General features: G+C 42.6%; 17 protein-coding genes and 1 pseudogene. 7 read left to right on the top strand and 11 right to left on the bottom strand.

Annotated elements, in window-relative coordinates; translation table 11 throughout:
- Window positions 1-28: 28 nt before the first annotated feature.
- Complete coding sequence (gene treZ, locus HWQ38_RS37495) at window positions 29-1,876, bottom strand: malto-oligosyltrehalose trehalohydrolase (protein ID WP_292804749.1); 1,848 nt, start codon at window positions 1,874-1,876, stop codon at window positions 29-31.
- Window positions 1,877-2,041: 165 nt separating this feature from the next.
- Here treZ and HWQ38_RS37490 point away from each other — a divergent pair, with 165 nt between their 5' ends.
- Window positions 2,042-2,182, top strand: coding sequence for a hypothetical protein (locus HWQ38_RS37490; RefSeq protein ID WP_292804678.1), 141 nt, complete (start codon window positions 2,042-2,044; stop codon window positions 2,180-2,182).
- 7 nt (window positions 2,183-2,189) lie between these two features.
- Here the strand turns inward: HWQ38_RS37490 and HWQ38_RS37485 are convergent, their stop codons facing one another.
- The 4 genes from HWQ38_RS37485 to HWQ38_RS37470 form a co-directional block, all read right to left on the bottom strand.
- Entirely contained in the window at window positions 2,190-2,594 is a 405-nt protein-coding gene (locus HWQ38_RS37485; protein WP_292804675.1) for a thiol-disulfide oxidoreductase DCC family protein, read from the bottom strand.
- A 230-nt stretch (window positions 2,595-2,824) separates the two neighbouring features.
- The gene (locus HWQ38_RS37480) at window positions 2,825-3,703 is read right to left on the bottom strand and encodes a DUF2382 domain-containing protein (RefSeq protein ID WP_292804672.1); all 879 of its coding nucleotides are present in this window, start codon (window positions 3,701-3,703) and stop codon (window positions 2,825-2,827) included.
- A 473-nt stretch (window positions 3,704-4,176) separates the two neighbouring features.
- Window positions 4,177-5,511, bottom strand: coding sequence for a toll/interleukin-1 receptor domain-containing protein (locus HWQ38_RS37475; RefSeq protein WP_292804670.1), 1,335 nt, complete (start codon window positions 5,509-5,511; stop codon window positions 4,177-4,179).
- Between the two features lie 17 nt (window positions 5,512-5,528).
- Window positions 5,529-6,083 carry an NUDIX hydrolase gene (locus tag HWQ38_RS37470; protein ID WP_292804667.1) on the bottom strand — a complete coding sequence of 185 codons (555 nt, stop codon included), beginning with the start codon at window positions 6,081-6,083 and terminating at the stop codon, window positions 5,529-5,531.
- A 139-nt stretch (window positions 6,084-6,222) separates the two neighbouring features.
- Between HWQ38_RS37470 and HWQ38_RS37465 the strand changes: the two genes are divergently transcribed.
- Window positions 6,223-7,275 carry a dipeptide epimerase gene (locus tag HWQ38_RS37465; protein ID WP_292804664.1) on the top strand — a complete coding sequence of 351 codons (1,053 nt, stop codon included), beginning with the start codon at window positions 6,223-6,225 and terminating at the stop codon, window positions 7,273-7,275.
- Entirely contained in the window at window positions 7,259-8,305 is a 1,047-nt protein-coding gene (locus tag HWQ38_RS37460; protein WP_292804662.1) for a DUF1611 domain-containing protein, read from the top strand. The genes HWQ38_RS37465 and HWQ38_RS37460 overlap by 17 nt, the downstream gene beginning before the upstream one ends.
- A 356-nt stretch (window positions 8,306-8,661) precedes the next feature.
- On the opposite strand, the gene HWQ38_RS37455 is transcribed toward HWQ38_RS37460, so the two are convergent.
- The 4 genes from HWQ38_RS37455 to psaA all read right to left on the bottom strand — a co-directional run bounded on the left by HWQ38_RS37455 (window position 8,662) and on the right by psaA (window position 15,286).
- Window positions 8,662-9,642: an HNH endonuclease family protein gene (locus HWQ38_RS37455; protein WP_292804660.1), complete on the bottom strand. Its 981-nt coding sequence runs from the start codon at window positions 9,640-9,642 to the stop codon at window positions 8,662-8,664.
- Window positions 9,643-10,503 (bottom strand): DUF262 domain-containing protein, encoded by an 861-nt coding sequence (locus HWQ38_RS37450; protein ID WP_292804657.1) that lies wholly within the window; start codon window positions 10,501-10,503, stop codon window positions 9,643-9,645.
- A 148-nt stretch (window positions 10,504-10,651) separates the two neighbouring features.
- Window positions 10,652-12,883 carry a photosystem I core protein PsaB gene (gene psaB / locus HWQ38_RS37445; RefSeq protein ID WP_292804654.1) on the bottom strand — a complete coding sequence of 744 codons (2,232 nt, stop codon included), beginning with the start codon at window positions 12,881-12,883 and terminating at the stop codon, window positions 10,652-10,654.
- A 144-nt stretch (window positions 12,884-13,027) separates the two neighbouring features.
- Window positions 13,028-15,286, bottom strand: a complete 2,259-nt coding sequence (gene psaA, locus HWQ38_RS37440) for a photosystem I core protein PsaA (protein WP_292804652.1) — start codon at window positions 15,284-15,286, stop codon at window positions 13,028-13,030.
- A 538-nt stretch (window positions 15,287-15,824) separates the two neighbouring features.
- Between psaA and HWQ38_RS37435 the strand changes: the two genes are divergently transcribed.
- The gene (locus HWQ38_RS37435) at window positions 15,825-17,291 is read left to right on the top strand and encodes a hypothetical protein (protein WP_292804649.1); all 1,467 of its coding nucleotides are present in this window, start codon (window positions 15,825-15,827) and stop codon (window positions 17,289-17,291) included.
- Here HWQ38_RS37435 and glsA read toward each other — a convergent pair.
- Both glsA and HWQ38_RS37425 read right to left on the bottom strand, forming a co-directional pair.
- Window positions 17,256-18,170 (bottom strand): glutaminase A, encoded by a 915-nt coding sequence (gene glsA, locus HWQ38_RS37430; RefSeq protein WP_292804646.1) that lies wholly within the window; start codon window positions 18,168-18,170, stop codon window positions 17,256-17,258. The two genes, HWQ38_RS37435 and glsA, sit on opposite strands and share 36 nt — an antisense overlap.
- A gap of 41 nt (window positions 18,171-18,211) precedes the next feature.
- Window positions 18,212-18,982, bottom strand: coding sequence for an SIMPL domain-containing protein (locus HWQ38_RS37425; protein ID WP_292804643.1), 771 nt, complete (start codon window positions 18,980-18,982; stop codon window positions 18,212-18,214).
- Window positions 18,983-19,247: 265 nt separating this feature from the next.
- Between HWQ38_RS37425 and HWQ38_RS37420 the strand changes: the two genes are divergently transcribed.
- The 3 genes and pseudogenes from HWQ38_RS37420 to HWQ38_RS37410 all read left to right on the top strand — a co-directional run bounded on the left by HWQ38_RS37420 (window position 19,248) and on the right by HWQ38_RS37410 (window position 21,890).
- Window positions 19,248-20,762 (top strand): thioredoxin-like domain-containing protein, encoded by a 1,515-nt coding sequence (locus HWQ38_RS37420; RefSeq protein ID WP_292804640.1) that lies wholly within the window; start codon window positions 19,248-19,250, stop codon window positions 20,760-20,762.
- A gap of 87 nt (window positions 20,763-20,849) precedes the next feature.
- Window positions 20,850-21,416 (top strand): annotated as a pseudogene (locus HWQ38_RS37415) (HAD family hydrolase); the annotation flags it as partial.
- Between the two features lie 123 nt (window positions 21,417-21,539).
- Complete coding sequence (locus tag HWQ38_RS37410) at window positions 21,540-21,890, top strand: DUF952 domain-containing protein (protein ID WP_292804746.1); 351 nt, start codon at window positions 21,540-21,542, stop codon at window positions 21,888-21,890.
- The last annotated feature ends 214 nt before the right edge of the window (window positions 21,891-22,104 follow it).

Genomic DNA, 22,104 nt, shown 5'->3' with positions numbered 1-22,104 from the left:
GCAAGCCTACTCCCCACTCACCAGTCGCTCATTCCCGTTCATACAGGACGATACTAGTAGCTTTTACTGTCAATTGTTGCCCCACAGACAGATGTTCAGGGGCTTGGGAACCAGTCCCAGACCATGAGGTATCTGCTGAGTCTAATAGTTTGTGAGAATTATGCCCAATTGGTAGACTGACTGTGACTGGAGAGGAATTGAAATTCATCACAAATATTAGTTCACTTGATTCGCACCAACGACGCACGATTACTAACTCCTTGTCTTCATCGCTAGTCGCTTGGATAAAATTGCGGTCTTGGTTGAGAAGTGCTGGATGCGTTTTACGTAAATTAATTAACTGGCGATACCAATCCCAGAGAACTTTGTGCTTACCATTATTGCGTAATTCCCAATTAAGTTTAGAACGCAGAAAAGTTTCTGCCGATTCGGGATCTGGGGGATCATCTGCATAGTGAAACGCTTCAAACTCTTGTTTGCGTCCGGCTCGAACTGCTTGAATTAAATCGGGATCGGAGTGACTGACAAAGTAAATGAAGGGTGCAGTTTCGCCGTATTCTTCTCCCATGAATAACAGGGGTAAGTAGGGCGAGAGCAACACAGCGCCGGCGGCTAACTTTAATCCCTCAAAAGAAATCCTCTGGCTGAGGCGTTCCCCTTTCATTTGATTGCCGATTTGATCGTGATTCTGAATGCAGACTGTAAACTGTGATAAAGGGCGATCGCGGCAAGATACCCCATGAAAACGCTTGCGATCGGGTGAGTACTTCCAATCGTAGATAAAAGTATCATTATAAGCTTTCGCCAAATCAGCCAACTGCCCAAAATCGTGATAATATCCTTGGCGATCGCCTGTCAACAATGTGTGCAATGCATGATGAAAATCATCACTCCATTGAGCATCAATTCCATATCCACCCAATTGCGCCGGGCGAATTATTTGGGGATTATTCAAGTCACTTTCAGCAATTAAATGGCGTTTCCATTTTTGCCCTTGTTGTGAAAAATGATGAACGGCTTCCGAGAGTTCCCACAAAAAATGCTTGGCTCCCAAGTCGTAAATTGCCTGAATCGCATCCAGCCGCAATGCATCAATGTGGAACTCGCCCAACCAATAGAGCGCATTTTGGATAAAATAATTTCGCACACCCTGACTATGGGCGTCGTCAAAATTCAGCGCTTCGCCCCACGGCGTTTTATAGGTTTTAGTAAAGTAGGGCGCGAACTGACTCATATAGTTGCCTTCTGGCCCAAAGTGGTTATACACCACATCCAGGACTACGGCGATATTATGTTGATGGCAAGCATTTACCAGTTGCTTAAGTTCGGCTGGGCTACCGTAGGAATTTTGGACAGCAAAGGGATAAACGCCGTCATAACCCCAGTTGCGATATGCAAGAGTTGCCTCAATATGCGTGTCTCCGGGAAACTGCGAGATGGGCATGATTTCAATGGCGTTAATTCCCAGTTCCCTTAGTTCCGGTAAGCGGGAAATGATCGCCGTGAAAGTTCCTTCCGGTGTGAATGTGCCAACGTGGAGTTCGTAAAAAATCATCGACTCCACAGGAATGCCAGCCCATGCTTGATCAGTCCATTCAAACTGGTGATCGATAATTTGAGATGGCCCATGCACGCCTTCCGGTTGATACTGCGACGCCGGATCAGCAAAGGTATCTTGACCATTCAAGACATAGCGATAAAGCGTATCTGGATACACATCGTTGACTTTCGTCTGCCAGTATCCCTCAGACGTAGGCTTGAGCGGAATTAGCTGCTGCTCTGGGGTCAAAATTTGTACCGTAACGCTATCTAATAGCGGAGACCAAACTGTAAATTCACACTCTCCGTTACCCAAGTAGTTAGCACCAATTCTCACGCAGTATCCTCCCATCAGATTTTATGTTGTGCCGAATTGTGGCGCGATCGCAAATGTCATTGATTGCAGAATGTTTACAAACACGCCAGATAGCATAATGGTCGGTCTACCAGACTTTTTACTAGCACCTGGAGGCGGATTTTCGCGTCAAACAAACTCTGTCTAATGACCAATTTAGTTGTAAGTGGTGTCCCTCGTTCCCAGTCTCCGACTGGGAATGCCCTCTCTAAGGCTCCGCCTTCCAAATTTACGCCAGAACCAGATGAGGAGCATTTCCAGCGTCTCTGGCTGGAAACGAGATTTTAAAGCTAGCCTACGGCTTGCAGCTACCATCCGCGCAATACGAGGATTGATAGGTACTAGAACGTTTACCAAATATGGTGTAACGATGATCGCGGATTTGTTCGTAAAAGCGATCGCCTGCCCACTTCATCCCCGGTAAGGCTCGATAAGCGTCTACAAATATACTTCCGGCTGGCAATAACCGCCCAATCTCTTCTACTGCATTGCTACCTTGCCAACGTCTTTGAGGTTGATTACCATCAATTAAAATCACCCCCTGTTCGCAATCTTGGGCTGTAATTCCCCACTGTAAAAGTGTCTGCTCATCTTGCATGGGTGCATAGCGAAATAACTTTCCCTGGTCTAAGGTTTCTAGCAATTGCACTAGGCTAACGCAGAGATTACAATTCCCGTCGTAGATTACGTAGTAAGTCATAGAAATAACGGCTCTTTGGCAATTGACTTGTCAGATGTATCTAAATACAACTTTGGTATTCTAGCTTAGAAAACCGTGGCGATCGCTACTTCAGTCACTTGCTTTCAAAACAGCAACTATATCACGGTCTAAAGAAGAAAGACGATCGCGCAAAGCTTGAAATCAAGCTTGCGGATCGTCAAACATTTTGAAAATAAATTCTCCCCTGCTCTTTAGCCTCTTCGGTCAAGTTAAACTCGGTCAGTTTTATTTACTTTTAAAGTTCCATCAGTCTCAACCTCTAACTCTTCGCGTCGAATGGTTTCTTGAACCTCAACAGTTTCTTTGTCTACAACTTTTTGCACTCTGACTTCTTCTCGCAAGAAAGCTTCTTTCTGAACATCTGCAACTTCTTCATAGATTTCCAGGTGTGCTACTTCACCCTCGCGGAAGTTAGCTGTTTCAGCAGATACAACTTTGCCTGCATCTTTAGGGGTAACTCGCTCAATCACGACTCGCTCTTTTTCCAGCGATACAGCAACATTTACAGTATCGGTTTCGACATGCTTACCAATCGCTACTTCTCCAGTTTTGCGACGTTGTTTATTAGCAACTAATCTTTCTTCATAAAGTTTGAAGGTTTGGTCTCCGTGAGCGCTGACATCATATAAATCTGGCTCTTGTGCGTAGGTGTAGTTGTTGCGATCAAGACTAGGACTAGTACGCCCAACTGTCGATGCTACCGCAGCCGTAGATGTTGCATCGAGAGGTACAGATGGTGTGCGATATCCGCCGCGCACCTGTTCTTCATAGTCGTAGTCAAGTGCTGTATGCTCATGATATTCAGGCAATTTTTCCGCTTGCTCTCTTGTCAGACCAACAACGTATACACGATCTGCTGTAGAGTCAATACGCGATTTACCTATTGGTAGTAATACTTTCTTGCCAAAAACCCAAACGCCTATGTCAACAATTAAATAGCGGAATGCTCCTTGTTCGTCTAAGACAGCATCAATTATTGTGCCAATCTTCTCATCGGTTCCCTGAATATAGATACCCAATTCTTTGATGTCTTTACCAATAGTATTATGGTAGTCTGTATCAAATTCACTTATTTTTTGTAGTGGCATTATTCTATTTCCTTAAGTTTTACTATCTGCTCTCTAGAATATAGAAAATTTAGTTGGTATAAATCCTCTCTCCAAAGATTGATTCAACCATTTTAATACTTCATCAAAAGTAGTAATTAAATATACCTTAATCACGAAAAAATATGATCTTAAAATAATATTAGTGATCCAATATAGAAATCATATTTGATTTCTGAAAAAATCTCGGTAGTCTTGTAGTAGCCGCTCTTGGGTAGAATGTTGCAAAAAAATTGTCGGTTGGGGAGCCACTGCGTTGCGTGGGTTTCCCGCGTTGTAGCAAGTGGCGTTGGAGGCTTTGCGTAACCCAACATCCTGATAATCAGTTGGGTTGCGCTCCGCTTCACCCAACCTACGTCTAATGCACTATTTTAGCTTTGGTATTCTAGCTTAGAAAACCGTGGCGATCGCTACTTCAGCTACTTAATTTCCGATATTGTGGCGATCGCTGTCTGCTATTTAGATATCGCCATTAAGTAAAGAAGTTTGTCATTAAAATGCAGATTCTGCAATTCAGAAGGTGGAGGAACAAGCGGTGGGCCTTCAATGATTACAGGAATAATTTCGGGGGAACGCAATCCGTCAGATCCTTGTCGCTCAAGGGCATACAATACTTCTTTAAGCACCCACGGCGATTCTTTCGCAGCAGTAGACCAAAATAGTAGAAACAGATCGCACTGATCAATGTGGCGATAAAGTTCTTGCTCCCAGCGATCGCCAGGTTCTAAATTAAGGATATCTTGAAAAATTGTAATGCCACTTACGACAAGTCCCTGCACCCTTTTAAGAACTTCTGTGCGATCTTTAGAAGAGTAAGAGACGAATGCTTTTGTATAATGTCGAGCAACTTCTCCTACTAGCTGAGGGTTTTTGGATGTAGAAGACGCAGAAGGAATAATCGATAGCTTGAATTTTAGATGACCGAGGGGAATCGTGTTTTGGCTAACAGTAACAGTTCCAATGACTGTTTTCTGAGTGATATCAGCAGGAACCGTTACTCCAAATTGAATAGAATCTGCTCTACCATTCCAACTCAACTGTTGAATCGGATCGTCCACTTCTAGTTTTGGAATGGACAGGTTAAAAGTGAGTTCACTTCCCCGTTGAATAGGTACTCCTAAACTTTTCGCTCCTAACTGTTTAGCATCAGGATCAAATTGTTGAGCATAGTGTTTGGCCAATTCAACTTGTTCAGGAAGATGAACAAAGACTTGGACGAGGAACATATCGTCTGGAGTTACAGAAGAAGGACTGAACACACTGCAATCTACCAAATCTTTCGTTATATCAGCAGGTTGTGAAGATCGTTCTTGAATAGTTGGGGTTTCTTGTAGCTGCGTTTTAAACCGCTTAATAACTTCTTCTTCTTCAACCTCGATCCTATCCCAAAGCGACTTAAACTCTGGAAGACTTGGCCTAAATACACTACCTACTCCTACGTTTAGACTGGATTCAAGACCTTCACGAATATTTTCTGAGTTTATTATAGAGTCTAGCTCCTTCTCTGGAAAGCTTCGAGAGCCTTGAGTCGACGGTGGTGGTTGAGCTGTATATTCAGATAAATCTTGTAAGACAGATATCTTAATATACTTCTTACGGACAAACCATATATCTTTGCCCTTAATAGAGTTTTTCAAGGTAATTCTGTAATATTCTTCCTCCTCAGCATAAGAAATAACCTCCAAGACACTTTTGACTTGAATGAGAAGTTTTTCATATTCAGCTAGTTCCTCTAACTCACTTGGATGAGCTTTGAGGAAAGTATCAGAAGTTACTGTAAAGACAAACATAAGAATTAGCCCTTAAATTATTGATAAGTTATAAAATTTAAACCTAACAAGAGAGCTGCTACAGTTCCCGCAACAGAAATTTCTCTCTGAATAATTTTCTCTAAAACTGATTTTAGGGGAATTAATACAACTTCAATCTCTTCTGTAATATCTAGTTGTTGCTCTCCAACTTTGCTCACATTCTCTGCTAAAAATAAATGTATTTGATTGGTATCTTTACTCGGCTTATCGTATAGAGTTCCGATTTTTCTAAATTCTTGGGGAATATAACCAGTTTCTTCGGTCAGTTCTCTAATTGCTGCTACTTCTGCACTCTCTTTTATGGGATCAAAATTACCTGCTGGCAGTTCTAAGAAAAATTCACCTACAGCGTGTCTATATTGCCGGACAAAAATAACTTCTCTACTACTAGTTATAGGTAAAACCATTGCAACGTCAGGCTTAATGCTGACAAAATAATCATCGATAATTTGACCATTGGGCAGTTCTATTTCATCTTGCCTGATCTTACACCAGTAATGATCTAAGACCATTTTTGATTTTAAAGTTTTCCATTTTTTTAACTTGGTCATAAATTAAGTAACAAATAAAATTTTGGATAAAAAGTTTAGGAATCAAGCAGTGAATGTAAAAAAGTATAACGGATACGTCCGATAATCTAAATTTTGAACTTACACTGACTTTTGTCATAACATAATATGCGGAATAAATATGCAAATAAATGTAAACTTATTTACAGTCAACAAGAGATTTCCGTTGACCATTAGTCGCGGTACAACGGCACAGACAACGAATGTATGGGTGCGGATGTCATACGATGGCATCGAAGGCTGGGGGGAAGCATCGCCATTCGGTGTGGGTAATCATCGGCAATCAACTGATAAAATCAAAGATGCTTTAGAGCAAGTGGTGCCACTGTTGCAAAGATTCAGCCCCTTACAACGACAACAAATTGAGCAAGTTTTAACACAAAACCAGATTCCTTCTGCTGCAAGAGCTGCCTTGGATATAGCAATGCACGACTGGCTCGGTAAGCGCGTCGGATTACCCTTGTGGCAAATTTGGGGACTCGATCGCAATCAAATAGTCCCGACTTCTGTCACAATTGGGATTAATTCGCCTGAAGCTGCCAGGGCAAGAGCGCGAGACTGGTTACAATTTACCGATGTCTGCCTTTTCAAGGTGAAGTTAGGTAGTCCCGATGGCATAGATGCAGATAAAAAAATGCTATTAGCAGTGCGAGAAGAAGCACCATTACCAGAATTATTTGTTGATGCCAATGGGGGTTGGAGTTTATCAGATGCGATCGCTATGTGCAATTGGCTGGCTGATTTAGGTATAAAGTATGTAGAACAGCCATTGCCACGGGGGCAGGAACCAAGTTTAGCAAAACTCAAAGAAGCCTCTCCCATGCCGATCTTTGTCGATGAAAGTTGTTTCACAAGTTCCGATATTCCCCATTTGGCAAATTATGTGGATGGTATTAATATCAAACTAATGAAATCTGGGGGACTAACGGAGGCAATGCGAATGGTACATACAGCACGAGCATATCAGTTACAAGTAATGTTCGGTTGCTATTCTGACAGTTCGCTAGCTAATACAGCAGCATTACAGCTAGCACCACTAGCTGATTATTTAGATTTAGACAGTCACCTTAACTTAATTGATGATCCCTTTACGGGTGCATTGCTAAAACAAGGGAGAGTTTTGCCAAACGATTTACCAGGTTTGGGAGTACAACAGAGTGCGTCTACCACTTAATCAACGAGTAGCTATCTTACTTCATGAGCAGATTAGCGGGTCTCACGGCAAAACCGGGCTAGCAATTTTACGTTATAGTGAAGCCCCAATCGTAGCCGTAATCGATCGCGAGTCTGCTGGCAAATCCCTACCAGAATTAACAGGCATCAAGCGTGATGTGCCAATTGTGGCATCGGTAGCCGCAGCCTTGGAATACAAGCCGGAAGTTTTGGTAATTGGCATTGCCCCAGCAGGTGGTGTCATACCAGATGATTACTGGCATGAAATCAAAGACGCTCTAGAAGCTGGGATGTCGCTGGTGAATGGTTTACATACACCAATGGCAAACATCCCGGAGTTAAATGCACTACTCAAACCAGGACAATTGATTTGGGATGTACGGAAAGAGCCAGCTAATATAAGTATTGCTAGTGGAATAGCACGCACCCTTCCCTGTCGGCGGGTGTTGACAGTAGGAACCGATATGGCGATCGGTAAAATGTCAACTAGCCTAGAGTTACATTGGGCATCAAAATTACGGGGCTGGCGTTCTAAATTCCTCGCCACCGGTCAAACTGGGGTGATGTTAGAAGGGGACGGCGTGGCTTTAGATGCTGTGCGAGTAGACTTTGCCGCCGGTGCTGTGGAACAAATAGTCATGCGCTATGGTAAAAACTACGACATCTTGCACATTGAAGGACAAGGTTCACTGCTACACCCTGGTTCAACAGCAACTTTACCCCTAATTCGTGGTTCGCAACCAAGCCAACTGGTGTTGGTACATCGGGCGGGACAAGTTCATATACGTAATCATCCTCATGTACTAATTCCACCTTTACCAGAGGTAATCCGGCTTTATGAAACTGTCGCTAGTGCTGGTGGTGCCTTTGCAAGTGTTTCTGTAGTAGGTATAGCACTTAACACAGCCCATCTAGATGAATCTGCGGCTGAGGATGCGATCGCTCAAATAATAGCAGAAACTGGGCTACCTTGCACCGATGTCGTGCGCTTTGATGCCAATGTGCTATTGGATGCAGTGATGAATAATTAGTAGCCTCTTTGCCTACCGGCATGGGGTCAATCTAAAATCTAAAATCCAAAATCCAAAATTGTCTGACGCCATTGCTTAACAAGCGCTGTAAAGGTAGCTTCTATTTCTGAGATTTGCAGTTCTTCCATATTTTGACTGCTGACAACTAAAGATTAATTTTAGGCGATCGCGGTTTTCACTAGCTTCATAACAAGCTTTACATTATGCAAGTTTTAAAGTTTGGAAACGCTATGATAGGTTCTCCGCCTCGAAGCGTGTATAGAAGATTTCCTTGTTATTCAAGAAAGTTAAGGCTTTATCATTCTGGGCAATGTCCTAAAAACTTAAATAGCTGATGTATGCTAGCTGACTCATATTTAAACAGTAAAAATCTTTTTCGCCATCTTTAGTAATTTATTTCTTCTTTGTTGGAAGTTTTGCTCATCCCAGTCCGGAAATTTTGCTAGTTCTCGATTGAGTGTTACATTTGACTGTTCGTAAAGACTTTTCTTCTCAGCAAATGACTTATTACCTGCACTATTATTGTTACGTCCCGGCCAAAAAGATAGATTCCCAATGTCATTCTTCAACAATTCAAGGTCTTCCATTACCGAAGCACTGCTAGCATTGTGCGGATATATATGCTCTATGGTAACTTTGCTTAGATCAAAAATACTTATTTCATTTGGTTTTGCTTTACCATTAGCACCATTAGAGTACCATTCAAAATGATCCTCTAATGTAGTTAAAAAGTGTCTAATAATTATCTTTTTGGAAGAATTATCTTGATAACTTAATTTTTGTATTAATAGAGATTCAAAAGTTTCATCAGGAGCATACTTTTCCTGTACTGCTTTTAATTCATTTCTTAAGGTAGGAATTTTATATTCTTGCGGTGCTTGTCTAATCAACTTTGCATGGTCATAATATATTGTAGATATTTTTTCAGCGTGCCCTCCTACAATAGTAATGTAGCGAAAAGCAAAGCGTTCTAGAATGTCTATAATTTCTATAAATTCCCTTTCCGAAAGACAATGGTATCCACTAAGTAAAAGTGGTATACAAAGTGTATGCCTTAATACTTTTATTAACCGTTGTAGTCTTTCCTGTTGCCAATCAGAGGCAGTCGCATCTCGATAAGGCCACCGCCGTTCTGATATTTCTATAAAAACTTGTTGCTCATTTTTTATATCACAAATAGTATCAGATAGTTTTTTAGCTTCTTCAGTTTCAGCAATCTCTAAAAGAATTCCGGGTGGAAACTTAAATATATCATCTCGAAATGTATCTGCTAAATTTCTCTTGGCTGCACCCTTACCCTGATGAGATGCATAGTAATTTCTAAAGAATTGCTCCACTTATGTTGCTGGATAGCTAAGTATTGTGTCCCAGTTATCTTCTGCAAGTATTTGTTCTCTCTCGTGTTTTTCTAGTAATTCAAGAGTATCTGAACGAAGCTTATTTCCATCACTCAACTCTCTGCCTCTATCATTTAGTACGGCAAATAACCTGTAAGCTTCACTTCTATCCTCACTAACGATATAAATTACATAACAGTCCTCTATAACAGATTTTCGTAATTGTAGAAGAGAATTAAGTTTATCAGAGACGCTAGATTTACTAATATCATTCAGGATTTTAGCAATAAGATTTGTTCTAATAGAATCCCATGCAAATTGCAATTTTTTATGAGAATCTCGTGAGCCTTTAGGACTGCGACCATTTATCAAGTCTTCAAAAAAGACATTATCGGCTTTTGAGAGAGTAAGGCGAAGACGCGGCTGTAATTGGTTATTTATTACTTCTTTGTATTCTAAATATTCATCTCTTGTTGTACTCGCATAAGATTGAGCTGCTTGCGAGATTTCTGTATCTTTTTCAACTTTAGCTTCATTAGCAAGTGACTCGAATGCCTTAACAAGGGAAGCAATTGTCATTGTGAAAGTTGCTAGCCTTTGCTGGCCATCAACCAAATCATAAAGATTTCCTGTATAACTGTTGGGTATATGCTGTTTTATGCTTACTAAGCCACCAAAGAAATGTTTTCTTGGCTGACTAGGATTAATTTTTCTTGCATTATATAGCACCAGTAAATCTTTAATAAAATCATCAATTTCTTCTTGCTCCCAATCAAAAGCTCTTTGATATTTTGGTACTTTAAAAGGAATTCGACGGCAAAACAAATCTCCTAATGATGTACTTTCAGGCTGCATAGTCATAATGTTTATACAAAGCTCGTATCTTCTTTTATTAATGTAACGAACTAGACCAAATGTTGTGTGTAGTCATTTATGAGACTTAGTAATAAAAATCCCCCACCTTGCGGCAGGGGATTTTTATTACTTATCTACAAAACTAGCAGCCGAGTTAACCGAACTTACCAGCAGTAGAAGCAATCAAGAAGGCGGCGTAAGTCACGATGTAGCCAACAGTGAAGTGAGCTAGACCAACTACACGACCTTGAACAATGGACAGAGCCACGGGCTTATCTTTCCAGCGAACTAGGTTAGCTAGAGGAGTGCGTTCGTGTGCCCAAACAAGGGTTTCAATCAACTCTTGCCAGTAACCTCTCCAGGAGATTAAGAACATGAAACCAGTAGCCCAAACTAGGTGTCCAAACAAGAACATCCAAGCCCAGACAGACAGGTTATTCACACCGTAGGGGTTGTAACCGTTAATCAACTGAGCAGAGTTAGCCCAGAGGTAATCGCGGAACCAGCCCATGAGATATGTAGAGTTCTCATTGAACTGAGCTACGTTGCCTTGCCAAATACCTAGATGCTTCCAATGCCAGTAGAAAGTAACCCAACCAAGGGTATTGAGCATCCAGAATGTAGCGAGGTAGAAGGAATCCCATGCTGAGATGTCGCAAGTACCGCCACGACCGGGACCATCGCAAGGGAAGGCATAGCCGAAGTCCTTTTTATCGGGCATCAGCTTAGAACCACGGGCATCCAAAGCACCTTTGACCAAGATCAAGGTGGTGGTGTGCAGACCTAAAGCGATCGCATGGTGTACCAAGAAGTCACCAGGGCCAATTGTCAAGAACAGGGAGTTAGTACCAGCATTGATGGCATCTAACCAGCCTGGCAACCAAACGTTAGCGTAGTTGGGCCATGCTGTGTAAGCAATACTATCTGGGTTAGATAGCAAGGTGTCTAAACCGTACAGTACTTTACCGTTAGCAGCTTGGACGAATTGAGCAAACACTGGCTCAATTAGGATTTGCTTTTCAGGAGTGCCGAAAGCAACCACTACGTCGTTGTGGACATATAAACTCAGGGTGTGGAAGCCCAAGAAAAGGGATACCCAGCTAAGGTGGGAAATAATCGCTTCTTTGTGCTGAAGTACGCGCTCAAGCACGTTGCCCTTATTTTGTTCTGGGTCGTAATCACGTACCCAGAATATTGCTCCGTGAGCAAAAGCACCAAGTATCAGGAATCCAGCAATATACTGGTGATGCGTGTACAACGCTGCCTGAGTTGTGTAGTCCTTCGCAATAAATGCGTAGGAAGGCATGGCGTACATGTGCTGCGCTACCAGAGAGGTGATGGTTCCCAGAGCAGCTAGGTGAATACCCAACTGGAAGTGCAGGGAGTTGTTGTAGGTGTCGTACAACCCTTGGTGAGGCAGGTTAAACTGACCTTCACTCTTAGTACCGGGAACTAACCCAGCTTTGGAGTTCAGCATGTCTTTGATGCTGTGACCAATTCCGAAGTTAGTCCGGTATTGGTGACCAGCAATGATGAAGATAACTGCGATCGCTAGGTGGTGATGAGCTATGTCAGTCAGCCACAAAGCTTCTGTCTGAGGATGGAAGCCACCCAAGAAAGTCAGAATTGCAGTTCCTGCACCTTCGGATGTGCTGAAGATATGTCCAGGAGTGTCTGGGTTTTGAGCGTAAACAGCCCAGTTGCCTGTAAAGAATGGTGTCAAACCGGCTGGGTGGGGTGGGGTACTTAGGAAGTTATCCCAACCTACGTGCTGTCCGCGAGCTTCGGGGATAGCAACGTGAATTAAGTGACCTGCCCAAGCTAAAGAACTAACACCAAACAAACCTGCTAGGTGGTGGTTTAGGCGATGTTCAGCGCTCTTAAACCATGCCAAGCTTGGACGGTACTTGGGTTGCAAGTGCAGCCAGCCAGCAAACAAGAATACAGCTGCGAATAACAGCAAGAACACTGAACCGTTGTACAGTTCACCGTTCGTCCGCATTCCGATGGTATACCACCAATGGTAGAGACCAGAGTAGGTAATGTTTACCGGATTGCTAGCGCCAGCTTGGGTAAAAGCTTCGATCGCTGGTTTACCGAAGTGGGGGTCCCAAATCGCATGGGCGATGGGACGGATATGAAGGGGATCTTTAATCCACTGTTCAAAGTTACCTTGCCAGGCTACGTGGAACAGGAGGCTGGATGCCCACAGGAAGATGATTGCCAAGTGACCGAAGTGAGTTGCGAAAATCTTTTGGTAAAGATTTTCTTCCGTCATGCCATCATGGGTTTCAAAATCGTTGCCTGTAGCGATCGCATACCATATCCGACGAGTCGTCGGGTCCTGTGCGAGATCCTGGCTAAATTTGGGAAATTTTGTCGCCATAGGTTAAACAAATCCTCTGACCTTTAGCCATCAAGTACCAGCTGGGATAGTTAGGAGTTATAAGTTGAAAGTTATGAGTTTTAAATTTTTATTCTTAACCCCTAACTCCTAACTCCTAACTCCTAACTTTTAGGAAGCTGATTTCTACCCTACTGAAAGGATATGTGCATGGAAGAACGCCCAAGTTGTGGCAATTCCTCCCAAGAGGTAGTGAGCTACCCCTACAGCCCGACCCTGAATAATGCTCAGAGCGCGAGGCTGAATTGCTGGTGCTACTTTCAGTTTGTTATGTGCCCAAACAATGGACTCAATCAGTTCTTGCCAGTAGCCGCGACCACTGAACAGGAACATCAAGCTGAATGCCCAGACAAAGTGAGCGCCTAAGAAGAGTAGACCATAGGCAGATAGCGCACTGCCATAGGAATTGATGACTTGTGTAGCTTGTGCCCACAAGAAGTCTCGCAACCAACCGTTGATGGTGATGGCGCTTTGGGCAAAGTTACCACCAGTGATGTGAGTCACATTTCCGGCGGAATCTACTGTTCCCCAAACATCTGATTGCATCTTCCAGCTGAAGTGGAAAATTGCGATCGATATTGTGTTGTACATCCAGAAAAGTCCGAGGAACACATGATCCCAACCAGACACTTGACAGGTACCGCCACGACCAGGACCGTCGCAGGGGAAGCGGAAGCCCAGGTTTGCCTTGTCTGGAATCAGACGAGAGCTACGGGCGTATAGCACACCTTTGAGCAGAATTAGGACAGTAACGTGTATTTGGAATGCGTGAATATGGTGGATTAAGAAATCCGCCGTACCCAAAGCAATGGGCATCATCGCTACTTTACCGCCTACTGCCAAAATCCCACCGCCGAAAGCATAACTAACGGGTTCTAGGGCATTGGGAGCAGTGCCACCAGGAGCTAAGGTATGGATGTTTTGTACCCACTGGGCAAACACTGGCTGCAACTGAATTGCCGTATCAGAGAACATGTCTTGGGGACGGCCCAATGCACGCATTGTGTCGTTGTGTATATATAGTCCAAAGCTATGGAAGCCAAGGAAAATACACACCCAATTCAGGTGAGAAATAATCGCATCGCGGTGACGAAGTACGCGATCAAGTAAGTTGTTTTGGTTTACAACCGGATCGTAATCCCGGATCATGAATATGGCAGCGTGAGCCGCACCACCGACTATACAGAATGCACCAATCCACATGTGGTGGGTGAAGATGCACAACTGCGTAGCGTAGTCAGTTGCCAAATATGGATAGGGGGGCATCGCGTACATGTGATGCGCGATGATGATCGTCAGCGAACCCAAGAAGGCCAGGTTAGTAGCCAACTGAGCGTGCCAAGATGTGGTCAGGTTTTCGTAGAGACCTTTGTGACCTTCACCGGTGAAAGGACCTTTATGGTTTTCGAGGATCTCTTTAATGCTGTGACCAATACCCCAGTTGGTACGGTACTGATGACCAGCAACGATAAACAGAACTGCGATCGCTAAATGGTGATGGGAAATATCAGTCAACCACAAGCCGCCTGTTACCGGGTTCAGACCGCCCTTGAAGGTCAGGAAGTCAGCATACTGACCCCAGTTCAAGGTGAAGAAAGGTGCTAAACCAGCAGCAAAGCCAGGGTACAGTTCGGTCAACAAGTCTTTGTTCAAGATGAACTCGTGGGGCAAGGGTATGTCTTTGAGAGCAACGCCTGCATCCAAAAGCTTGTTGGTCGGTGCGGATACGTGGATTAAGTGACCTGCCCATCCCAAGGAACCACAACCTAGCAATACTTGCAAGTGGTGATTCAGCATCGACTCCACATTCTGGAACCATTCCAGTTTGGGAGCGCGTTTGTGGTAGTGGAACCAGCCGGCAAATAGGAATAAGCCTGCTAATACCAAGCCACCGATCGCAGTTACGTAAAGCTGGAAGGAGTTTGTAATCCCCCAGCCACGCCATACCTGGAACAGACCTGAGGTGATTTGAATCCCGTGGAATCCACCACCAACATCACCGTTTAAAATGTCTTGTCCCACAATAGGCCAAACGACCTGGGCACTAGGCTTAACGTTCAACGGGTCGCTTAACCAAGCTTCGTAGTTAGAAAACTTTGCCCCGTGGAAAATCATCCCGCTCAACCAAATCATCACTACAGCTAAGTGACCGAAGTGGGCTGAGAATATCTTCCGGGAGATATCTTCTAAATCGCTTGTATGTGTATCAAAATCATGGGCGAGTGCGTGCAGGTTCCAAATCCATGCGGTGGTTTTGGGACCTCTGGCTAAGGTTTTGTCATAATGCCCAGGTTGTGCCCATCTCTCAAATGAGGTAGGTACGGGGTCGTTATCGACGATTACTCTTGCCTTTTTTTCCTCTCGCTCCGGAGGACTTATTGTCATTCGACCTCCTCTCTTGATCAGGAATGAGGAATCATTAATACCACAAAATGAACCATTACCGCATACTCCAGAATTTTGCTGAAGCCGCGATCAAGACCCGATGTGGATAGTTGTTTCTCGTTGAATTATAGAGTCTTCACTTGTACATTGTTGGAGATATTTTAACAATAATTCAAACTTGCTCAAATTTGGCTGGAATTGCTGCCTAATCTGGCTTTTAACTTAAAACTATTTGTCCAAAAGTCAATAGATTTTCCATTTTATTTACAAAGGATAACAATTCTTAAAACTTATGATTTGGCTGTATGTAAGCGATGTTCTAGCTTTTACTGGTATTACCCGTGAATATTTGTGTCATATTTCAATTGTTATAAGTAAAAAGTTGTAATAAGTATGACTTATTTTAAAATTTCCTGAAATAGACAGAAAAACTTATGGGACGTGAGGCAGATTTCACCTTTTGGGCTATGGTTCCCTATGGACAGTTTGAGCCAAAATAATCTAGTCAATTGTCGAAGACGATTACTGGGTGCAACACATGAACTCGTGGCAGAAAAGGGTGTTAGAGAAGCTTCTCCCTGAGAGGTTTCCGATTCTCAAGTGGGTAATGATATTAATGCTCGTATTAAGCTTGACTAGTTGTGGCGAGAAAGCCGATAGCCAGGAAGTATCTACTGGCCATAGCGAAAACTCTCCCAAGATTTCTCAAATTTCAAAGCAATTTTCGGAAATCTCCCCACCATCTGTAATCCAAGAACTGCGGACAATTTTGGAAGCTTATCAGCCACAAGTGACAATTGTTACTCCACAACCTGATGAAGTTTTCCCAGGCAACAAAGTCACAGCCAGTTTTCAGGTTAAGGATCTACCAATATTTAAAGACCCACAATTACAACTGGGTCCCCATCTCCAGGTAATTCTGGATAATCAACCTTATATACCTGTTTACGACCTGAATCAGCCCTTGGTTTTGCCAGACTTGTCTCCAGGTACTCATACCCTGCGCGTCTTTGCCTCCCGTCCTTGGGATGAAAGCTTCAAAAATGAAGGCGCTTATGCCCAGACAACATTTCACGTCTTCACCAAAACCGACGACAACAACCCAGATCCCAAATTACCCCTGCTAACTTATAGCCATCCTCAAGGCAGCTACGGAGCAGAACCAATCTTACTGGACTTTTACCTAACTAACGCGCCCCTGCACCTCGTCGGCAAGGAAAATACCGACGACAAATTCAGTGATTGGCGCATCCGCTCTACAATTAATGGTGAAAGCTTTATTTTCGATCGCTGGCAAGCAGTTTATCTCAAAGGCTTCCGTCCCGGACAAAACTGGGTAAAGCTGGAATTTCTCGATAATCAAGGAAATCCTTTCAAAAATGCCTTTAATACCACAGTCAGACTGATTGACTACCAGCCAAAGGGTAAAGATACTTTGTCGAGAATTCTCAGAGGAGAACTTACAGCAGATGAGGTGCGCCCCGTTGTAGATCAGAATTATAAATTCACACCTACACCCACGCCGTCTGTTGAAAAAACACCCGAAATCCAACCGAAGGTAGAAAAAGAGCCGATTCCTGAAACTGAAATTCCAAAAGAATCCCAAACACAGCCAGAAAAACCAAAATTGGAAGTTCCAACGGCTGTACCATCTCCCACTTTGCCACCGACACTGCCAGAGATTATTCAGTCTCCGATAGCAGAACCACAGCCAACAGTGACCCCAACTCCTGAATCAACGCCGTTACCTGAAAAAGTTATACCTCAGTCAACAAAACCTAGATTAGGTGGATTTTTTAACCGTCGGGCGGGTAAAGTCCCCACTCCTCAGACACCAGTTGCACCATCTCCGAGTTTGCCACCGACGCTGCCAGAGATTATTCAGTCTCCAGAATCAGAAATAATTACGCCAACTCCTGAATCAACGCCGTTACCGAAAACAACAGATCCCGATCGCGAAAAACCAGAATTAACTAAAGACGCTCAACTGCAACTCTTGCGCTAAAGTCTCAACAAATGCGATCGCTCCTACAGGATTTCCGATATTATCCAACCCAGGACTGTAACAAGCGATCGCTCCCTCACTTGGTACTATTGCTACAAGTCCACCACCAATCCCTGATTTCATCGGTAGACCAACTCTAACTGCAAACTGGGCAGAAGCTTCATAGAGTCCACAAGTTAACATCACAGCGTTGACAATCTGGCGATTTTGTGCTAACAAAAAGCCATTTTCACAAGCTAGGAGTTTTCCTAACAAGGCTAAATCTTCAACTTGCCCAGATAGACAGCATATTTGCTCGTAGGTGTCAAGGGCTGTTTCAATATTTTTCAGATGACCGGCTTGGGCGAGATAATTAGCGATCGCTTGATTAGCTGTTGAGCGTGTTAATCGCACTGAAGCCAGCATTACCTGATCTAACCTTAATTGGCAACCTGCTAATTGGTTGAGCCATTGACAAAATAAAAAAGTGCGTTGATTAGCGTCCTTGCCTGGTAATTTATCAGACAGGGTAATTGCGCCACTATTAATCATCGGGTTGCGGGGGCGTCCGCGATCGCTAACTAATTGTTCTAAAGAATTGAAGGGTGCATCCGATGGTTCCACCCCAACCCATCCAAAAACTGTTTCTGTGCCTAGATGTTCTAGCAGATAAAGTAGAGAAAATGGCTTAATCACGCTCATTAGCGAGAAAACACAAGCTGTATCCCCAAAACTGATGGTTTTACCAGATTTACAGCAGATGTGAACTGCAAACCAACCAGGATAAGCTAAAGCTAATTGGGGAATGCGATCGATAACTTTTCCGTGTTCAGCTTGGGCTTTCGCTTGTTGCACCCAAGCTGATAACTCTGTGGTAATTAATCTATCAAGTCTTTTCAAAAGTAGTATCCGCTAAAACCATTTCTAGTTTAATAAAGCGGTTACTGTTGAGCGGATTGATAGCGAACTTGCAACGTTACAAAAGCTTCTATTCTTTGTTCTCCAGCAACAACAGCCGTGTTGGCTAAATTCATTGGAGCCGCTCTCTGTATTAAGTCAGTCATTTCTGGTATAGGTGGACGAGCGCCGTTAATTTGAATGCTAACAATTTGCTGTTGCTTGAGTTGCAAAGCACTAAGACCTGCATCGACTTGAGAGCGAGCATCTTTTGAGGCTGCATCGATCGCCTGTTTTTGTGCAGCAGCGATCGCCTCATCAGATGCTACGAATGTTACACCATCAATTCGTGTAGCTCCTGTTTTAATCGCTTCATCCAACAACGTACCAATTTTTTCTGGGGAAATTTGGAAGCGGACAAGATTAGTTGCATAATAGCCAATTATTTGGTTACCATCTTTTTGGCTGTAGCGGGGATTTAGACTGATACTGGTGGTTTCTAATTTACTGACATCTTGACGCGCTTTTAACAAGTTAACAACTGCTTGCGATCGTTTAGCAAGTTCCTGTTGGACAAATCCAGAAGTTTCACCCTGCACCTGAACGCCTAAACTGACTCGCGCATTTGTTTTGGGAATATCCACCATCCCTCGCCCAGAAACCACAAGTGTTTGAGATTGAAATGATGTATTTGGCTCAACTCTGCTTTGAGCCGCTTGACAACCTACCAAACTCAACAAACATAAAGCAGATAGCATCTGTGGTAAGGTTTTACCAAAATTAACTTTCAAACTTGCCAAATAATAGTAAGACATAACTGGAGCAAAAATTTTTGGGCATTTCCAATATGATACTTAGGCAATTGATAACTGCTAACGTTACAGTTTTGGAAACTGAAAAAATCCCCTTATTGGATCATTTAAATCAATCAGCCTTGAAGATAAGCGATAGAAAACCGCCCATATCAAAGCTTCTTTTGTGCGTCTTAATTACAAATTACGTTAGCGTAGCGTTAGCGAGTCTTCTCCCAAGGGGAGACGCCAAAGACGAACGAGCGTCATTACGAATTACGAATTATCTATGATTCCCCGTGTTAGAGCACCAGAATTACCGCAAAATTACTCTTGGTTCAATACCGATAAACCCTTGTCTCTCAAACAATTCAAAGGTAGAGTCGTAATTTTAGACTTTTGGACATACTGCTGTATCAATTGTCTGCATATTCTGCCAAACCTGAAATATTTAGAACAAAAATATAAAGATAGTCTTACCATTATCGGCGTACATTCTGCCAAATTTGACAACGAAAAGGAAACAGAAAATATTCGCCAAGCTATCTTGCGCTACGACATTGAACATCCAGTTGTAGTTGATAGCGGTTTTCGGATTTGGGAAGAGTATGCTGTGCGTGCTTGGCCGACGTTAATAATTATTGATCCAGAAGGTTACGTGATTGGCCAGATTTCTGGTGAAGGAAACCGTGACACTTTAGACGAGTTGATTCAAAAGTTAATTCAGCAACACCGAGAGAAAGGCACAATTAATTTTCAAGAAATCAGCTTGACTTTAGAAAAACAGCGCCAACCATTAATTTCACGCCTAGCTTTTCCTGGTAAAGTTTTAGCTACTCCAACGGGTTTATTCATTGCTGATTCTGGACATCACCGCCTAGTTATGAGTAGCTTCGACGGAGAAATTCTACATTTAATTGGTACTGGAAAATCCGGCTTAACCGATGGTGCTTTTAACGAAGCGCAATTTTTTGCACCGCAGGGAATGGCTTATGATGCCGAAAATCAGATTCTTTATGTTGCTGATACAGACAATCATACCCTGCGGCGAGTTGATTTGAAGCGCCAAGTAGTAGAAGCGATCGCGGGAACTGGTGAACAAAGTCGCAATATCCGTCCTCATGGCGGTGCTGGTTTAGAAACCGCGCTGAATTCCCCTTGGGATTTAGTGAAAGTGGGAAATACCCTGTTTATTGGAATGGCTGGACCGCATCAAATTTGGCAAATGGACTTAGAAACTGGCATCATCAAAACTTATGCTGGTACTGGTGCAGAAGCGTGTATTGATGGTTCACTTATTGAATCTGCCTTTGCTCAACCTAGTGGTATTACTAATAATGGGCAAGAATTATATATTGCTGACAGTGAAGTTAGTTCAATTCGTGGTGTGGGAATTGTCGAACCGTACCAAGTGCGAACTGTTTGCGGTAGTGGGGGTTTATTTGGTTTTGGTGATGTAGATGGACAAGGTGAAGATGTGCGTTTACAACATTGTTTGGGAGTAGAATACGCCGAGAATTTTCTGTGGGTAGCAGATACCTATAACCATAAAATTAAATTAGTTAGTTCCAGTGGGAATTGTCAAACAGTTCTGGGAGATGGTTCTGCTGGTTTACAAAATGGTCAAGGTAAGAATAGCCGCTTTTTTGAACCTTCGGGACTTAGTGCTATAAGTTCATATTTATATATTGCTGACACTAATAACCACGCCATCCGCCGCGTAGATTTGGATACTTTTGAGGTGACAACGCTAGAGTTTATTGGGTTGTGTGCGCCAGATGTTTGTATTCCGCCGAATTTATAAAATGATAATCTCATGCGGAGGTGCAAAGAAAAACTCTGCATCTGGACGTGATATTTTAAAGAATAATATTGTAGAGCGATCGCTTGTATGCAGTTAGTAATTTTTGATATTGATGGTACACTAACAAATACCTATAAAATTGATGAAGATTGTTTTGTACGCGCTTTTGCATTGGAGTTTGGCATTTTTGGTATAAATACAAATTGGTCTGAATACTCATACACTACAGATTCTGGAATTACTCAGCAAATTTTCAAAGAAAAATTAGAACGTCTTCCTTCAGATGAAGAGTTAGTCAGAATCAAAGCACGTTTTGTTAGTTTACTCCAGGAAGCATTTATTAACAACCAAGATTTATTCAGCGAAATTCCTGGTTCTGCAAATGTATTAGCTAAATTACACCTAGATTCTGATTGGTGTGTTGCGATCGCAACTGGTGGTTGGCGTGAATCTGCTAAACTAAAACTTCAAAAAGCTAAGTTCCAAATGGAAAGCATTCTGTTGGCTTCAGCTAATGATGCACTTTCACGAGAAGATATTCTTAAGACAGCTATTATTAAAGCGGAGAATCTTTATCAAGTTGAAAAATTTCAAAAAGTTGTTTTTGTCGGTGATGGTGTTTGGGATGTAAAAGCAGCCCATCGGTTGAGTATTGCTTTTATTGGAATAGGTGATAATAAATTAACAAATGTAGGCGCAACAAAAGTAATTAAAGATTTTACAAATTTAAAAGATTTCCTGAAAATATTACAATCCGCAGAAATTCCTAGATTTTCTATGAACACCATTCTCCACATTGCTAAACGTCAACAATGGGAACAAGCAAAAAATATCGGAACATATCGCGCTGATTCCTTAGACATTGAAGGTTTTATACATTGTTCAAAATCAGCGCAAATACTCAAAGTTGCAAATACATTTTTTGATAATCAAAAAGAATTGGTAATACTTTTTATTGATTCTGCTCAAATCCAAGCTGAAATTCGCTATGAACCTGCTGAAATAGGTGAATTATTTCCTCATATTTATGGTGAGTTAAATATTGATGCTGTGTATCAGGTGATTGATTTTGAAGCTGGGGAAGATGGGTTTTTTGAGTTGCCGCAAGAAGTTATAAATTTAGAATGACTAACCGCAGAGGCGCAGAGGACACAGAGGAGGAGAGAATTAATGCGATCGCTCATCTCAAATTTGAGTAAAAATTGAAATTATTTAACAACTAACATTCTATGGTTACTCTTCAACTCAGACAAATTCGAGTTCCACCAGGGCAAAGAATAATACTGGAAGATGTGAGCGCCCAACGGGCGCGATTAACGCTCCCGCAATAAATGAAAGAAAC

This window comes from Nostoc sp. NMS7 (assembly GCF_017115085.1).
Lineage (GTDB): Bacteria > Cyanobacteriota > Cyanobacteriia > Cyanobacteriales > Nostocaceae > Nostoc.
Note: the sequence above shows the minus strand (reverse complement) of the source record. Positions and strands in the feature narration are given on the sequence as shown.

Excerpts from the sequence above, each read along its gene's own strand:
- HWQ38_RS37490 (WP_292804678.1), top strand. The coding sequence starts at position 2,042 with ATGACCAATTTAGTTGTAAGTGGTGTCCCTCGTTCCCAGTCTCCGACT.
- HWQ38_RS37485 (WP_292804675.1), bottom strand. The coding sequence starts at position 2,594 with ATGACTTACTACGTAATCTACGACGGGAATTGTAATCTCTGCGTTAGC.
- HWQ38_RS37480 (WP_292804672.1), bottom strand. The coding sequence starts at position 3,703 with ATGCCACTACAAAAAATAAGTGAATTTGATACAGACTACCATAATACT.
- HWQ38_RS37475 (WP_292804670.1), bottom strand. The coding sequence starts at position 5,511 with ATGTTTGTCTTTACAGTAACTTCTGATACTTTCCTCAAAGCTCATCCA.
- HWQ38_RS37470 (WP_292804667.1), bottom strand. The coding sequence starts at position 6,083 with ATGACCAAGTTAAAAAAATGGAAAACTTTAAAATCAAAAATGGTCTTA.
- HWQ38_RS37465 (WP_292804664.1), top strand. The coding sequence starts at position 6,223 with ATGCAAATAAATGTAAACTTATTTACAGTCAACAAGAGATTTCCGTTG.
- HWQ38_RS37450 (WP_292804657.1), bottom strand. The coding sequence starts at position 10,503 with ATGACTATGCAGCCTGAAAGTACATCATTAGGAGATTTGTTTTGCCGT.
- psaB (WP_292804654.1), bottom strand. The coding sequence starts at position 12,883 with ATGGCGACAAAATTTCCCAAATTTAGCCAGGATCTCGCACAGGACCCG.
- psaA (WP_292804652.1), bottom strand. The coding sequence starts at position 15,286 with ATGACAATAAGTCCTCCGGAGCGAGAGGAAAAAAAGGCAAGAGTAATC.
- HWQ38_RS37435 (WP_292804649.1), top strand. The coding sequence starts at position 15,825 with ATGAACTCGTGGCAGAAAAGGGTGTTAGAGAAGCTTCTCCCTGAGAGG.
- HWQ38_RS37425 (WP_292804643.1), bottom strand. The coding sequence starts at position 18,982 with ATGTCTTACTATTATTTGGCAAGTTTGAAAGTTAATTTTGGTAAAACC.
- HWQ38_RS37420 (WP_292804640.1), top strand. The coding sequence starts at position 19,248 with ATGATTCCCCGTGTTAGAGCACCAGAATTACCGCAAAATTACTCTTGG.
- HWQ38_RS37410 (WP_292804746.1), top strand. The coding sequence starts at position 21,540 with ATGAACACCATTCTCCACATTGCTAAACGTCAACAATGGGAACAAGCA.